Below are 13,609 nucleotides of genomic sequence, written 5' to 3' on the forward strand. Positions count from 1 at the left end.
GTGACACTTTGCGGCTGATCGGCATTAACGGTGGTACTTTTGACCCGATTCATTACGGGCACTTGAGGGCAGCTCTTGAAGTCAAGCAGCTGCTTGGCCTGGAGCAGGTCCGTTTCATTCCCTGTTATCAGCCGGTGCATCGTGGAGAGCCGACGGTTTCCGCCGAACAGCGCTGCGCAATGATTGAATTGGCGATTGAAGCGCAGCCAGAGTTTGTTCTCGATAAAATCGAGATAGAACGCGGCGGGCCGTCTTATATGGTTGATACGCTTGCGGAGTTAAAGGCACTTTTCGCCGATGGACAGACCGGTCTGGTGCTGATGATGGGAACCGATGCCTATGCGAAATTCTGTTCTTGGTATCAATGGTCGAAAATTCTGCAGTTAGCTAATATCGTTGTGATGCATCGTCCCGGAGAGGATCTGCATTTACAGGGGGAAGAGGCCAGAGAGTTCAAGGCGCGAGAGGTGAAGCAATTCAGCCAGCTATCCGGACAGATTATGGAGCTGGCGATTACCCAGCTGGATATCAGTTCGACCCGCATACGGGAGGGGCTGAGAAAAGGTTTTGAAGCGGATTACCTGACGCCTTTTAGGGTAGTGCAATACATCAAGAAACATGCGCTTTACCAGTAAGGGTGCGCATAAATTTAATTCAGTCGAATGACTCAGGAGATAAATAAGCCAATGGCAATGGATACACAGCAAGCAACGGATCTAGTGGTCAAAACTCTGGACGACAGCAAAGGGCGCGACATTCAAGTGATTGATATCGAAGGTGTCAGTTCTTTCGCCGATGTTATGGTCGTCTGTACCGGTACCTCTACTACCCATGTTCGCGCTTTGGGTTCGCATGTAGAGCAGGCGTTCAAGGAAGCCGGTGAGCCGCCTTTGGGTGTCGAAGGCGGACCGCAGCCTGATTGGGTGCTGGTTGATCTGGGTAATATTATCGTGCATGTGATGACGGAAAATGCACGTGCGCACTATGCACTGGAGAAACTTTGGGATATTAAATCTCAAGCGACGCGTTCCGATAAAAAGGACGCGGCGGAATAAGCCTGTTCAGCTATGGTTATTCATTTTATTACCGTTGGGCAGAAGATGCCCAAATGGGTTCAGGATGGCTATCAGGAGTACGCAAAGCGTCTGCCTAAAGCCTGCGCACTGAAACTGATTGAACTGCCGATGGCCAATCGGGGTAAAAGCAATTCGGTCGACAAGATGAAAGCCGAGGAAGCTAAGCGCATTCTGGAAGCGGTGCCGAAAGGGGCGCGTTTGATTGTGCTCGACGAGCACGGTCAGCAGGTTACCACGAAAGGCTTGGCGGATAAGATGGAAGACTGGCTTGGCAGTGGTCAGGATATTGCACTGATTGTAGGTGGGCCGGACGGCCTGGAAAAAAGCCTGATCGATCAGGCGCAGTGGAAATGGGGGCTCTCCAAATTGACCATGCCTCATCCTATGGTGCGGATTCTGGTGGCCGAGCAGATTTATCGAGCCTGGTCGGTCATTCAAAACCACCCCTACCATCGTGAGTAAAAAAGGCTTATTTATCCAGAATCTGTGTTGCGTAAAAGTTCATGTACTAATTGTACACTTCGCTTTCACGCGCCTTGATTCTGAATAAAGCGCTCTTTTTTAATTTCAAGGTTATTCTTTTCTTCACGTCGCTAAAACCTGCCTGGATCTTGAAGCAAAAATCTCATTTTTTAGTTGGGTTTTAAGATCTGAGCGATTCTCTTTATCGCTTTTTCAAACTCAAACCTTTTGACCCTTGGTGAACTTCGTGTCTACGCTGTTAATATTCTAAATATTCCTGGCGATTTTAATTTCTACCCGACGATTAAGTTTCTGGTTTTGTTTAATGGCATTGCCTTGGGCGTCTTTATTTGGCACTTTGGGACGGGTTTCGGCGTAACCGATCGCTTTCAACCGGTTGCCATCGACACCTTGAGCGAGAAAAACCTGTAGAACGCTGATCGCACGACTTGAAGAGAGTTCCCAGTTGGATGGAAAGCGTACCGTGCTGATCGGAATGTCGTCGGTATGCCCTTCGATTTCGATATTGAACTCAGGCAGGCTGAAAGCATTGATGTCGTTGGCAATATCGGCGATCAGTCTGCTTGATCCTCCGCCTAATTCGGCAGAACCGGTTGCAAACAGAATATTGCCCGGCAAGTCGATTTTTAAATAGTTGTCTCCCTGTTCAATTGCTTCTTGCGGCAGAACCTGATGTTCCAGAAGAGTCTGGGAAAGGTTTTTATTTAATTCATTCAAAGGGGAGATGGTCTGCTTTTTCTCCTTCTTTAATAACCCCTCGTTAATTGCCGCCGAGACTTCCTCGAATTTACTTTGATTGATCATCGACATGGAAAGGATCAAGACGAAGAACCCCATTACCAATGTCATTGCATCGGCATAGGTGACCATCCAGTCGTCGGACTCTTCGCTGCTGCATTTTTTCGGTTTGGCCGGCGGCGTGTAGTTTTGCGGTTCTTCTTGATCCATAGGTTGCTGCTCCATTGGCTATCGCTCGGCTCGACGGAACTGGTATTTCGGGTGCAGATAGGAGTTCATGGTGTCCTCAATCAGTGACGGAGAAGCGCCTTCGGAGAGCAGTACAATGCCTTCGCTCAGGATCTGGTTGCGTTGTGCTTCTAAGTCCTGTTTATGTTCTAGCTTGCGGGCTGCCGGTTTGAGAATCAACTGGGCAATCAGCACCCCGTACAGAGTGGTTAGCAGGGCGACGGCCAGACCGCCACCGATTTTGGATGGGTCGCCTTCCATGCTGTTAAGCATGATAATCAATCCGACTAATGTTCCGACCATGCCGAATGCAGGAGCGGTTGCCGCCATGGTTTGCAATACCTTGGCCGGGCGCATATTACTGTCGTAAATTGATTCGCGGGAGTGTTGCAGTAGATTGTACAGGTGGCCGCCTTTGTATCCGGAAAGCAGAAAGACAAACGACTGATTAAGAAAGCTCTGACCGTCTTCCGGCATATCGATGACTTTCTCCAGCATGACTAAGCCCTGTTTACGTATGATTTTCGACCAGTCGATCAGATCGCCGACATCTTCATACAGTTTGATTGGGTTCACTTTGGTGCTGACCATGGTGAACATAATCTCTTTAAAAGCCAGCATGACATAGCGGCCGTCGTAAGAGATCATTGCCGCTGCGATGGTTCCGCCGATGACCATTAACAGGCTCGACAGGCTGAAGAACATCAGGTAATTATCGGTATTGAAAATAATGGCGGCAATGAATAGTCCTAACCCGAGGATAAAGCCGAACAATGCGCTTATCGAAATATTCATGAGTTGTTAAATCCTTTAAACAACTGTCGGTTGATTTATAAGCATTAAAACAGATAATCAGGCATTTTAAGATGATTTTCCACAGCTTTTAAGTGGAATAATCTCAGGTAGCCTAGATGAAGACGACACTTTTGAGTGAGATAGTCTGCAAGTGATTGACTTTACTTGTTAAAGCTGGATAATACGCAATCTCAATTTAATGCGTCACTGACTGGTTCAGTATCGCACAGTCACAAGTAGTCATCCACATTCCGGATTACGGAGCAGGATGTTGTGTTAATTGTTAATGATAGGTCTACGGATCGTTAACACGTAAAAACAATTGGAGTTTTACAATGGCAAACTCAGCACAAGCGGCTAAACGCGCTCGCCAAGCGGAAAAAAATCGTCAGCATAACGTTGCAATGCGTTCTGAAATGCGTACTGCAGTTAAAAAAGTTCTAGCGGCAATCGATTCTGGTGATCAGGCGAAAGCAAACGAACTTTTCCGTGCAGCTCAATCTAAACTTGATGGTATGGCGCGTAAAGGCATCATCCACAAGAACAAAGCAGCACGTTCTAAGAGCCGTATCAACGCTCGTATTAAAGCGATGGCTTAATTAGCCGGCTTTAATCGCGTTATAAAAGAACCGGGCACTGCCCGGTTTTTTTATATCCGCGTTTGACGGTTTCGTTTGCTAAACCGGACAGATCATGTTGCCGAGTTCTTCGGTGAGTTTCAGGTTTTCCGAATAATCCACCGGACAATCGATTAATACAACAGTATTGTCTTTGATTGCCTGTTGCAGGGTAGGTTTTAAGGATTCTGCCGAATCAATTCGATACCCTTTTGCTCCGAAGGCTTCGGCCAGCTTGATAAAATCCGGATTACTGAAGGCGATATGGCTTTCTCGTCCGAACTGATTCATCTGTTTCCATTTGATCAGGCCGTAGCTGGCGTCGTTCCAGATCAGAACAATAATCGGGATTTGCAGGCGTACGGCGGTTTCAATTTCCTGAATATTCATTAAAAAGCCCGCATCGCCCGTGACGGCGACCGCAATCTGTTCGGGTTTGGCCAGTTTGGCGGCAATGGCTCCGGGCAGAGCGATCCCCATTGAAGCAAAGCCATTCGAGATAATACACGTATTGGGCGCCTGAGTTTGGTACATGCGCGCAACCCACATCTTATGGGCGCCGACATCGGAAATAACAATGTCTTCGGGATCCAGTGCCTGACGCAACTCATGCAGGATCTTCTGTGGCTTGATCGGAAAACTTTCGTCCAGATCGAATTCGTGAAAACGGTTTTCGATCTCTTTTTTCACCGGTAAATAGGGGCTTTCAGGGTGACGGTCACTCAGAGCAGCAATCCCCTGCAGAGCGTGTCCAATATCGCCGATCAAACCGGCTTCGACAATATAGAATTCATCGACTTCGGCCGGTTTGCTGTCGATATGGATGATTTTACAGTTGCTCTCCTGATTCCAGAGCTGCGGATGGTATTCGACAATATCATAGCCTACACAGATGACCAGATCAGCCTGATCAATTCCGCAGGAGATGTAATCGTGTGCCTGCAATCCGATTGTGCCTAATGAAAGGGAGCTGCTACAAGGCAGGGCACCCTTGGCCATAAACGTGGTGGCGACCGGGATATTCAATTTGCTGGAAAACTCGATCAGTGCATGACTGGCTTTGGAGCGAATAACGCCGTTGCCGGCGATAATTACCGGATAGCGCGCCTGACTGATGAGTTCCGCCGCCTGACGGATTTTTTCGGAATGCGCAAAGGAAGGAAGCGGGCTTTGTCGTCTGAGCGGCTTTTTGCTGAGACGTTTTTCGGCGATATTTTCCGGAAAGTCGATAAAGCTGCAACCGGGTTTTTCCGCTTCCGCAACTTTGAATGCTTTACGCACGACTTCCGGGATGATCTCCGGTGTTAAAATTTGCGTACTGTATTTGGTGATCGGTTCAAACAGGTTGACCAGATCCAGAACCTGGTGGCTCTCTTTATGCAGTCGGTTCGTGCTGGCCTGACCGGCGATCGCAACGACCGGTGCCCGATCCATATTGGCATCGGCGACACCGGTTACCAGATTGGTTGCACCGGGTCCCAGTGTAGAGAGGCAGACGCCGGCTTTACCGGTTAAGCGCCCGTAAACATCTGCCATAAAAGCCGCGCCCTGTTCATGACGGGTCAAAATAAACTGAATGTCGCTATCCAATAAGGCATCCATCAGGTCGAGATTTTCTTCTCCGGGTATACCGAAAATATATTCAACCTCTTCGTTTTCGAGACACCTGACAAACAATTCAGCCGCTTTCATGAGGGACTCCTTTGTCGCAGACATTAGTTTGGGAATCAAGTTCTATATTCGCATAATTCAGTATAAAAATAAATTTGTGCGACGTTTTTCGGCGAATTCGATCAATTGAAGGTCGGCACCGGCTTTTACTGAGGGCAAGCTCTGCTAAAATGCCTGTAAATTTTGCGCATTGAACGTAGGAAAGGGACTTGAAACAGATTTTAAAAGCGACCGCAACGGTTGGCGGTATGACCATGATTTCACGGATCTTGGGATTTATTCGAGATGTGGTGATCGCCCGCTATTTCGGTGCTTCAATGGGCGCGGACGCTTTTTTTGTCGCCTTTAAAATTCCGAATTTTTTCCGGCGTCTGTTTGCGGAAGGGGCTTTCTCGCAGGCATTTGTCCCGGTTCTTGCTGAAGCCAAGGAAAAACGTGGTAAGCAGGCGGTTAAACATCTGGTCAACGCGATCAGTTTCCGACTCGGCGGTATTTTGCTGCTGCTGACCGCTTTCGGGGTTTTCGGTTCTTCGCTTTGGATGATGGTGTTTGCGCCGGGCTTTTTGGATGATCCGCAAAAATTTGCGCTCGCCTCGGATATGCTGGCGATCACCTTTCCCTATCTGCTGCTGATTTCGCTGGTTGCATTTTCCTCGGCGATTATGAACACCTACAATCAGTTTGCCGTTCCGGCCTTTACGCCGGTCTTTCTAAATCTGGTTTTGATCGCTTTCGCGGGTTTGGGTGTCGCCTTTGCTGGATATTCCGGTTATGGCGCTTGCCTGGGGGGTGTTGGTTGCCGGGGTGGTTCAGCTGTTGTTCCATTTGCCGTTTCTGTATAGACTCGGGCTGCTGCCATCTCCAAGCCGGGAATCGGATCCGGGGGTCGGCGAAGTAAAGCGCTTGATGTTGCCGGCACTGTTCGGTGTTTCTGTTGCGCAAAATCAACCTGTTAGTCGATACGATTCTGGCCTCTTTTCTGGTCACCGGTTCGGTTTCCTGGCTGTATTATTCTGACCGTTTGATGGAGTTTCCACTCGGTGTTTTTGGTGTGGCCTTGGCGACGGTCGTCTTGCCGGGATTGTCTAAAAAAGCGGCGAACGAGAACTGGCAAGGGTTTCAGGAGGACTTGGATTCCGCTCTGCGACTGGTTTTTTTAATCGGCGTTCCGGCCATGCTGGGTTTGCTTTTGTTGGCGGAACCTCTGATTGTCAGCCTGTTTTACTACGGCGCCTTTACCGAAAAAGATGTCTCCATGGCGGGTATGAGTTTGATGGCGTACTCTTTCGGTCTGCTCGGCTTTATTCTGGTTAAGATTCTTGCGCCGGCTTTTTATTCACGCAAGGATATGAAGACGCCGGTTAGAGTCGCCGTTATTGCTTTGGTAACGAATACGGTGCTTAACCTGTTGTTGATTGGCCCTTTTGCCCATGTCGGTCTGGCGGCGGCGACTTCGATATCCGCCTTTGTGAATGCAGGATTACTGTACTGGTATTTGAGAAAACAGAGTGTTTTTTCGCCTATGGCGGGTTGGGTAAAACTCAGTTTGCAGATCATGGTCGCGAACATCGCGTTGATCGGATTTCTTGTGGCGGCTAATCCGGATATTTCCGAGTGGTTGGTTTTTGATGTTTGGCAGCGTCTCGGCTGGCTTGCGCTGTTGGTCTTCGGATCGATCCTGATTTATATGGTGATTTTAGTGGCGGTGGGACTTAACCCGAAGCGGCTTCTGAAACGTTAGTTTTTTAACGGATTGATTTACTAATAAAATTTCGTGATATCGCGAATCAGTAACTGACTTTAAGGGCTTCTATAAGCTATAATTTACGGCTCAATTTTTAAATGACGGCCCAGTAAAACAGAAATGCAACTGATTCGCGGACTGCACAATTTGACTCGCTTTAGAGCGCAATTTTCCGAAGGTTGTGTTTTAACGATCGGGAACTTCGATGGCATTCATTTGGGCCATAGTCGGGTTTTACAGGAAGTCTCGAAAAAGGCCCGACAGCTCCGACTGCCAAGTGTAGTTATGGTTTTCGAACCGCTGCCGATTGAGTATTTTGCTCCGGATAAGGCTCCGGTTCGCTTGATGAATCTGCGCGAAAAGCTGCAAGCTTTTAACTCGACTCATATCGATTATGTACTTTGTGTCCATTTCAACGAACAGTTCGCAAATCTGACGGCAGAAGCGTTCGTCGAACAGATTCTAGTCGATGCTTTTGCGGTCAAGCACCTGGTCGTTGGCGACGATTTCCGCTTCGGAAAGGAGCGTCGAGGTAATTTTACCTTTTTGCAGGAGACCGGTAAGACATTCGGTTTTACGGTTACGGATATGCCGACTTACTGTATCGATAATGAGCGCGTCAGCAGTACGCGCATCCGTACAGAGCTGGAAAAACCGGATCTGGCCGGTGTCGAGCGTTTGATGGGGGCGCCTTTCGGTTTTAGCGGTCGAGTCATTCATGGTCAGAAACTGGGGAGGACCATCGGTTTTCCGACCTTGAATCTGAATCCAAAACGAATGCAGATGCCGGTTCAGGGAGTATTTGCCGTAGAAGTCGATGGTATTGCCGACACATCCTGGCCGGGCGTAGCCAATATCGGATTGCGCCCGACAGTGGACGGTATCAGACCGTCGATTGAGGTGCATTTGTTTGATTGGCAGCAGGATTTATACGGTCGGCATATTGTCGTTAAATTACGTCATTTTATCCGTCCGGAAATGAAATTCGACGGCATTGAACAGCTTCGCGTGCAGATAGAAAAAGATGCCGCGCAAGCGAGACAGTTTTTTGAAGAATATTATTTAAACGCGCAACAGATTGACGTTTTAGAGAGTAACGCATGAGCAAAGATAACCAGAACAGTCAAACCACTGACTATAAACCGACTTTGAATTTGCCGGAAACAGGCTTCCCTATGCGCGGCAATCTGCCGAACCGCGAGCCGAAACAAGTTGAGGCCTGGTTGGATGACGGGCTTTATGAAACGGTTCGAGAGCATATGGCTGGACGTCCGAAGTTTATTTTGCATGACGGTCCGCCGTACGCGAATGGGGACATTCATATCGGCCATGCAGTGAATAAAGTTCTGAAGGATATGATTGTCAAATCTAAAGGTCTTAGTGGCTTTGATGCGCCTTATGTTCCTGGATGGGATTGTCACGGTCTGCCGATCGAATTGAATGTCGAGAAGAAGAAGGGCAAGGTCGGCGTTAAGATCAATGCGACCGATTTCCGTCAGGCGTGCCGAGAATATGCTCAGAAGCAGGTTGATGGTCAGATGGCTGATTTTCAGCGTCTGGGGGTTATGGCTGACTGGAAGAACCCTTATCTGACCAAAGATTTCAAATTTGAAGCGGACGAAATCCGCGCTCTGGCGAAAATCATTGAAAACGGCCACCTGGTTAAGGGGACCAAGCCGGTTTACTGGTCGGTTGGGGGACGCTCGGCGCTGGCGGAAGCGGAAGTGGAGTATGAAAACAAACACTCCAAGTCGATCGATGTGCGTTTTAAAGTAGTTGATGAAGAAGCTTTCTTCAAACGTTGCCATCATGTTGAAGACCACACTGGCGAAGGACCGCTTTCGGTTGTCATCTGGACAACGACGCCTTGGACTTTGCCTGCCAACCAGGCGGTTTCCATTAATCCGGAACTGGAATATGCCGTGGTGCAGGTTGAAGGCGAGAACGGGCCGGAACGTCTGTTCCTTGCCGAGGCAATGATTAAAGATGCCATGGCACGCTGGGAATTCGATAAATACAAGGTGATTGCTTACGGTAAAGGGGAGCAGTTTGATCTGATCCGTCTGCAACACCCTTTTTACGATCGTATCGTTCCGTTGATTCTTGGCGACCATGTCACCACCGATGCCGGTACCGGCTGTGTACATACGGCTCCTGGGCACGGTGTGGAAGATTTCGCGGTCGGTCAAAAATATGACCTTGAAGTGGATTGTCCGGTTGACGGTGCGGGGAATTACGTCGCTGGAACGCCTTTGTTTGAAGGCGAGAATGTCCTGAATGTCGATGATCATGTCATCGAAGTGCTTAAAGAGCATCAGGCCCTGGTGCATATTGAAGTGATCGAACACAGCTACCCGCATTGCTGGCGTACCAAAACGCCGTTGATTTTCCGTGCTACGCCGCAGTGGTTTATCTCTATGGAAGAAGCGGGTCTGCGCGATGCCGCCATGAAAGCTATTCCGCAGGTTAAATGGGTTCCTGAGTGGGGCCAAAACCGCATCGAAGGTATGATTGATGGTCGTCCGGACTGGTGTATCTCCCGTCAGCGTTTCTGGGGTGTGCCGATTACGATTTTCATACACAAAGTGACTGGAGAGATGCATCCGCAAACAGTTCAGATCATGCAGCAGGTTGCGTCTATGGTTGAAGCAAAATCGATCGACGCCTGGTATGACCTTGATCCGGCAGAAGTGTTGGGGGATGAAGCGGACAATTATGAAAAGGTTACTGACATCCTGGATGTTTGGTTTGATTCCGGAATTTCGCATCAGACAGTGCTCAAAGAGCGTGCGGAGCTGCAAACGCCTGCGGATCTTTATCTGGAAGGTTCCGATCAGCATCGCGGCTGGTTCCAGTCGTCGCTTCTGACCGCTTTGGCGACCGACGGCGAAGCGCCTTATAAACAGGTTCTGACGCACGGCTTCACTGTGGATAAAGACGGTAAGAAAATGTCCAAGTCCAAAGGAAATGTCGTTGCACCGCAGCAAATCGCCAATAAGCTGGGCGCGGATATTTTGCGTTTATGGATTTCTGCCGCCGATTACCGTTATGAAATGACGGTTTCCGACGAGATCATCAGTCGTACTGCGGATGCGTATCGTCGTATCCGTAATACCGCGCGTTTCCTGTTGGCGAATATCAACGGCTTTAACCCGGTTGAAGATATGGTTGCGTACGAAGACCTGTTGCCGTTGGATAAATGGGCGGTCGGTCATGCGGCTCAGCTGCAGAAAGAGATTATCGAATCCTACGATGAATATAATTTCCTGAATATTTATCAGAAAGTGACCCACTTCTGTTCCATTGAACTGGGCGCTTTCTATCTGGATGTTATCAAAGACCGTCAATACACTTGCAAGGCGGATGGCTTGCCGCGTCGTTCGGCGCAGACGGCTCTGTATCATATCGTTGAAGCCATGACGCGCTGGATTGCACCGATCCTGAGCTTTACTGCCGAAGAGATCTGGCAAGAGATTCCAGGCGAGCGTGAAAAAACGGTTTTTGTTGCGACCTGGTACGAAGGTTTGACGGCGCTGGATGAAACCACGGATATGAACTCGGACTACTGGGCGCAAATGATGGCGGTACGTTCAGCGGTTTCCAAGCAGCTTGAACAATTGCGTAACGACAAAGTTATTAAAGGCTCTTTGACTGCCGAAGTGACTCTGTTTGCTGATGAAGTGCTGTATGCGGAATTGAACAAACTGGATGAAGAGTTGCGTTTTGTACTGATTACATCGGAAGCCAAAGTGTTGCCAGCGGCAGAAAAAACCGCAACGGCGATCGAATCCGAGGTTGATGGCCTATGGGTTGAAGCTAAGGCGACCGAACATGCTAAGTGCGCCCGTTGTTGGCACCACCGTGAAGAGGTTGGCTCGATTGAAGGTCATGAGGATCTGTGCCAGCGCTGTGTGGATAATGTCGAAGGTGATGGCGAAGTTCGTCACTTCGCTTAATTTACCAACTTGTTTCATCAATCTGACAAGCTATCTCGCGGCTAGAAATTGGTCGCTTACTATTCGTAAGTTGACATTTTCTGCCTTGAATCGGCATAACGCAGATTGTGAACCAAGTAGTAAATAACTATTTAGAGCCACGAGAGAATTCTTCGTGGCTTTTTTATGACTTTTAAAGGCGAGCAATAATGAGTGCCACTGCTTTAAAAACCTTGTGGATTGCCGTGCTGGTAATTCTGATCGATCATCTCACGAAATATCTGGCCGTCTCCTATTTGAGTTTTGGCGAACCGGTTGCCGTCTTGCCGCATTTGAATTGGACGTTGGCCTATAACCACGGCGCGGCATTCAGTTTTCTGGCGGATATGGGCGGCTGGCAGAGATGGTTCTTCGTTGGATTAGCGCTAGCGATGAGTAGTTTTTTGCTTTGGTGGTTGTATAAATTACCGGCAAAAGTCTCTTTGGAAACCTTGAGTATTAACCTGGTTCTGGGTGGGGCGGTAGGAAACCTTATTGATAGGGTGATACAAGGTAAGGTGACGGATTTTATCGATTTTTATATCGGCACTTGGCATTATGCGACCTTTAACATTGCCGATATTGCTATTACGCTCGGTGCCATCGCGTTGGTTTTGAGTGAACTGTTCTTGAAAAAGGAAAATCGTTCGTAGCTAATGCTCGGCGATTTTTGATCTTAATTTCCTATAGGTGAGACCTCGGTTGAGTGCTCTTTCCGGTCGAAAAACGCACGGAATTTCTGTCTGTGCGTCTCTTCTCATTTTTTCAGATGTTAATTCACAATTCTGACTATAAGATAATTGTATTGTGTACTAATTGCATTGTTTGTGGTGTGATAATTTTACTTGTGCGTAAATGCATTGTATTAATTTAGTATTCTAAGTTATACCGTATTTCTATGTACCTTATATAAAAGTATTAGTAAAAGCTGAAAAATATTGCTTCTATTTGATGATAAAAAAATGTGATAAAGCTATTTTTGAGTGTAACTGATTGAAAAATAAAAGAATATTTTTTTTGACAAAATTTACAGTAAAAAAAATGAATTATTGAGGTTTTCGGGTGTAGAGATTGTTTACTGGCTTGGGTAAGATTGGTGCTGTCAATTTAATGAGCAGGCAAAAATAAAATTCTAAGCGCCTGCAGGAATAAAAATATTGACCGATCATTATATAAAAAATATTCGGAGTATAGATAAGATGGCACTTGATTTCTTGAATGCTGGTAAAACAGAATCATCTGACGCGATTTTTTCGCTAGTGAACATTTTGAACACCAAGGCGGTTACCGGTTATGACCAGGCGACCCCTTCGGACGATACGACAAACATTATGGATATTATCGGTGCTGTGAAAGCACTTCCGGCAGGTGACACCTTGATTTCTACCCTGCACCAGATCGCGCCGGGGCCGGTGCTGATTGATAATACTGTCGCGCTACTTAAAACCCTTCCTGCATTTTCTGCTTTGCTTCCAGTTCTTGCCCCTAATACAACAGAGGGTGAGTTAGGAGGAGACGCGCTTGGAGCTGTGGTTGGACATTTGAAAGCGATTCCGGCTCTTGAAGGGCCTGTAACAGGTGTCATCACTGCATTGCACGAAGGTCCGCTTGGTGATCAGGTCGGTATGGTGACCGGTCTTCTTCATGATATTTCTCTTGGTGGTAATGCCATCGGCGGCAATATCCCTGCGGGAACGCTTTTCGCCTCGGAAAGCACGGGTGATTTGGCGGATCCGGATTCTTTGGATGTCGTGGTTGGTTTCGCCAAAGGTCTGCCTCTGGTAGGCGATGTCGTCGATATGGTGATTCCGGATATTTTCCCTAACGCAGGTGGTGAGAACATGGTGGCGGCTGCCGGCATTCTGCATCATGTTTTCCCGGCATATAACGCAACGAATGCGCTACTTGGCGAAGACGGAATGATTTCCGGAGCGCTTGGCGGCCTGACAGGCGGTGACATGGGTGGTGTTCTGGATATCGCCGGGTTACTGGATCTGGGTGGAAATGATCTGTTAGATGGTCTTCTTGGCGGATTGGACTTCGGCGGTTCCGCAAGCGGCAGTGCTTCTGCTGACGGTAGCGGTGATGCGTCCTTGACAGGAAGTGTGATGAACCTCCTGTCTCTAGGATCGGATTCTGCACTGGATCTTGGTGGTCTGCTCTCTTTCTAATCACTCTTTGTTTTCTAAGTGATAAAAAAGCACCCAATGGGTGCTTTTTTATTGCCCTCGAATTAATGCGCTAATTCCTTTACTCTTCTTTTTTTAAGCGATTCTGCTATTT

At 47.9% G+C, this 13,609-nt stretch carries 14 protein-coding genes; 11 read left to right on the forward strand and 3 right to left on the reverse strand.

What is annotated here, in order from left to right:
* The first annotated feature begins 8 nt into the window (after nucleotides 1-8).
* Genes nadD through rlmH form a run of 3 tightly spaced genes read left to right on the forward strand, consistent with a single transcriptional unit; the run spans nucleotide 9 to nucleotide 1,538 of the window.
* Nucleotides 9-635 (forward strand): nicotinate-nucleotide adenylyltransferase, encoded by a 627-nt coding sequence (nadD, locus tag HQN79_RS02715; protein WP_202984504.1) that lies wholly within the window; start codon nucleotides 9-11, stop codon nucleotides 633-635.
* A gap of 51 nt (nucleotides 636-686) precedes the next feature.
* On the forward strand, nucleotides 687-1,055 hold the full coding sequence (gene rsfS, locus HQN79_RS02720) for a ribosome silencing factor (protein ID WP_338065240.1): 369 nt from the start codon (nucleotides 687-689) through the stop codon (nucleotides 1,053-1,055).
* Between the two features lie 12 nt (nucleotides 1,056-1,067).
* Complete coding sequence (gene rlmH, locus HQN79_RS02725) at nucleotides 1,068-1,538, forward strand: 23S rRNA (pseudouridine(1915)-N(3))-methyltransferase RlmH (RefSeq protein ID WP_173284160.1); 471 nt, start codon at nucleotides 1,068-1,070, stop codon at nucleotides 1,536-1,538.
* 267 nt (nucleotides 1,539-1,805) lie between these two features.
* Here rlmH and HQN79_RS02730 read toward each other — a convergent pair whose 3' ends face one another.
* A complete protein-coding gene (locus tag HQN79_RS02730) occupies nucleotides 1,806-2,507 on the reverse strand; it encodes an OmpA/MotB family protein (protein WP_173284161.1) in 702 nt (233 codons plus the stop codon).
* 18 nt (nucleotides 2,508-2,525) lie between these two features.
* A complete protein-coding gene (locus tag HQN79_RS02735; protein WP_173284162.1) occupies nucleotides 2,526-3,320 on the reverse strand; it encodes a motility protein A in 795 nt (264 codons plus the stop codon).
* A 335-nt stretch (nucleotides 3,321-3,655) separates the two neighbouring features.
* Here HQN79_RS02735 and rpsT point away from each other — a divergent pair, with 335 nt between their 5' ends.
* Nucleotides 3,656-3,919: a 30S ribosomal protein S20 gene (rpsT, locus tag HQN79_RS02740; protein WP_173284163.1), complete on the forward strand. Its 264-nt coding sequence runs from the start codon at nucleotides 3,656-3,658 to the stop codon at nucleotides 3,917-3,919.
* 78 nt (nucleotides 3,920-3,997) lie between these two features.
* Here rpsT and HQN79_RS02745 read toward each other — a convergent pair whose 3' ends face one another.
* On the reverse strand, nucleotides 3,998-5,629 hold the full coding sequence (locus HQN79_RS02745; RefSeq protein ID WP_173284164.1) for an acetolactate synthase large subunit: 1,632 nt from the start codon (nucleotides 5,627-5,629) through the stop codon (nucleotides 3,998-4,000).
* A 188-nt stretch (nucleotides 5,630-5,817) separates the two neighbouring features.
* On the opposite strand from HQN79_RS02745, the gene murJ (HQN79_RS12155) reads away from it, so the two are divergent.
* From murJ (HQN79_RS12155) to HQN79_RS02770, 7 genes are all read left to right on the forward strand, one after another.
* Nucleotides 5,818-6,450, forward strand: a complete 633-nt coding sequence (gene murJ / locus HQN79_RS12155) for a murein biosynthesis integral membrane protein MurJ (RefSeq protein ID WP_338065241.1) — start codon at nucleotides 5,818-5,820, stop codon at nucleotides 6,448-6,450.
* Nucleotides 6,380-6,625 (forward strand): lipid II flippase MurJ, encoded by a 246-nt coding sequence (locus tag HQN79_RS12160; protein WP_338065242.1) that lies wholly within the window; start codon nucleotides 6,380-6,382, stop codon nucleotides 6,623-6,625. Before murJ (HQN79_RS12155) ends, HQN79_RS12160 begins: the two co-directional genes overlap by 71 nt.
* A complete protein-coding gene (gene murJ / locus HQN79_RS12165; protein WP_338065243.1) occupies nucleotides 6,543-7,349 on the forward strand; it encodes a murein biosynthesis integral membrane protein MurJ in 807 nt (268 codons plus the stop codon). Before HQN79_RS12160 ends, murJ (HQN79_RS12165) begins: the two co-directional genes overlap by 83 nt.
* 123 nt (nucleotides 7,350-7,472) lie before the next feature.
* Nucleotides 7,473-8,456, forward strand: a complete 984-nt coding sequence (ribF, locus tag HQN79_RS02755; protein WP_173284165.1) for a bifunctional riboflavin kinase/FAD synthetase — start codon at nucleotides 7,473-7,475, stop codon at nucleotides 8,454-8,456.
* Nucleotides 8,453-11,308: an isoleucine--tRNA ligase gene (gene ileS, locus HQN79_RS02760; RefSeq protein WP_173284166.1), complete on the forward strand. Its 2,856-nt coding sequence runs from the start codon at nucleotides 8,453-8,455 to the stop codon at nucleotides 11,306-11,308. Before ribF ends, ileS begins: the two co-directional genes overlap by 4 nt.
* Before the next feature lie 188 nt (nucleotides 11,309-11,496).
* A complete protein-coding gene (gene lspA, locus HQN79_RS02765) occupies nucleotides 11,497-11,979 on the forward strand; it encodes a signal peptidase II (protein ID WP_173284167.1) in 483 nt (160 codons plus the stop codon).
* 546 nt (nucleotides 11,980-12,525) lie between these two features.
* Entirely contained in the window at nucleotides 12,526-13,497 is a 972-nt protein-coding gene (locus HQN79_RS02770; RefSeq protein WP_173284168.1) for a hypothetical protein, read from the forward strand.
* The last annotated feature ends 112 nt before the right edge of the window (nucleotides 13,498-13,609 follow it).

Origin of the sequence: Thiomicrorhabdus xiamenensis (genome assembly GCF_013282625.1) — a bacterium.
In the GTDB taxonomy this organism is placed as follows: domain Bacteria; phylum Pseudomonadota; class Gammaproteobacteria; order Thiomicrospirales; family Thiomicrospiraceae; genus Thiomicrorhabdus; species Thiomicrorhabdus xiamenensis.

Bases quoted from the DNA above. Each gene is read 5' to 3' on its own strand.
- ribF (WP_173284165.1), top strand. From the start codon at position 7,473: ATGCAACTGATTCGCGGACTGCACAATTTGACTCGCTTTAGAGCGCAA.
- HQN79_RS02770 (WP_173284168.1), top strand. From the start codon at position 12,526: ATGGCACTTGATTTCTTGAATGCTGGTAAAACAGAATCATCTGACGCG.
- rpsT (WP_173284163.1), top strand. From the start codon at position 3,656: ATGGCAAACTCAGCACAAGCGGCTAAACGCGCTCGCCAAGCGGAAAAA.
- lspA (WP_173284167.1), top strand. From the start codon at position 11,497: ATGAGTGCCACTGCTTTAAAAACCTTGTGGATTGCCGTGCTGGTAATT.
- HQN79_RS02730 (WP_173284161.1), bottom strand. From the start codon at position 2,507: ATGGATCAAGAAGAACCGCAAAACTACACGCCGCCGGCCAAACCGAAA.
- HQN79_RS12160 (WP_338065242.1), top strand. From the start codon at position 6,380: ATGGCGCTTGCCTGGGGGGTGTTGGTTGCCGGGGTGGTTCAGCTGTTG.
- rsfS (WP_338065240.1), top strand. From the start codon at position 687: ATGGCAATGGATACACAGCAAGCAACGGATCTAGTGGTCAAAACTCTG.
- HQN79_RS02735 (WP_173284162.1), bottom strand. From the start codon at position 3,320: ATGAATATTTCGATAAGCGCATTGTTCGGCTTTATCCTCGGGTTAGGA.
- rlmH (WP_173284160.1), top strand. From the start codon at position 1,068: ATGGTTATTCATTTTATTACCGTTGGGCAGAAGATGCCCAAATGGGTT.
- HQN79_RS02745 (WP_173284164.1), bottom strand. From the start codon at position 5,629: ATGAAAGCGGCTGAATTGTTTGTCAGGTGTCTCGAAAACGAAGAGGTT.
- ileS (WP_173284166.1), top strand. From the start codon at position 8,453: ATGAGCAAAGATAACCAGAACAGTCAAACCACTGACTATAAACCGACT.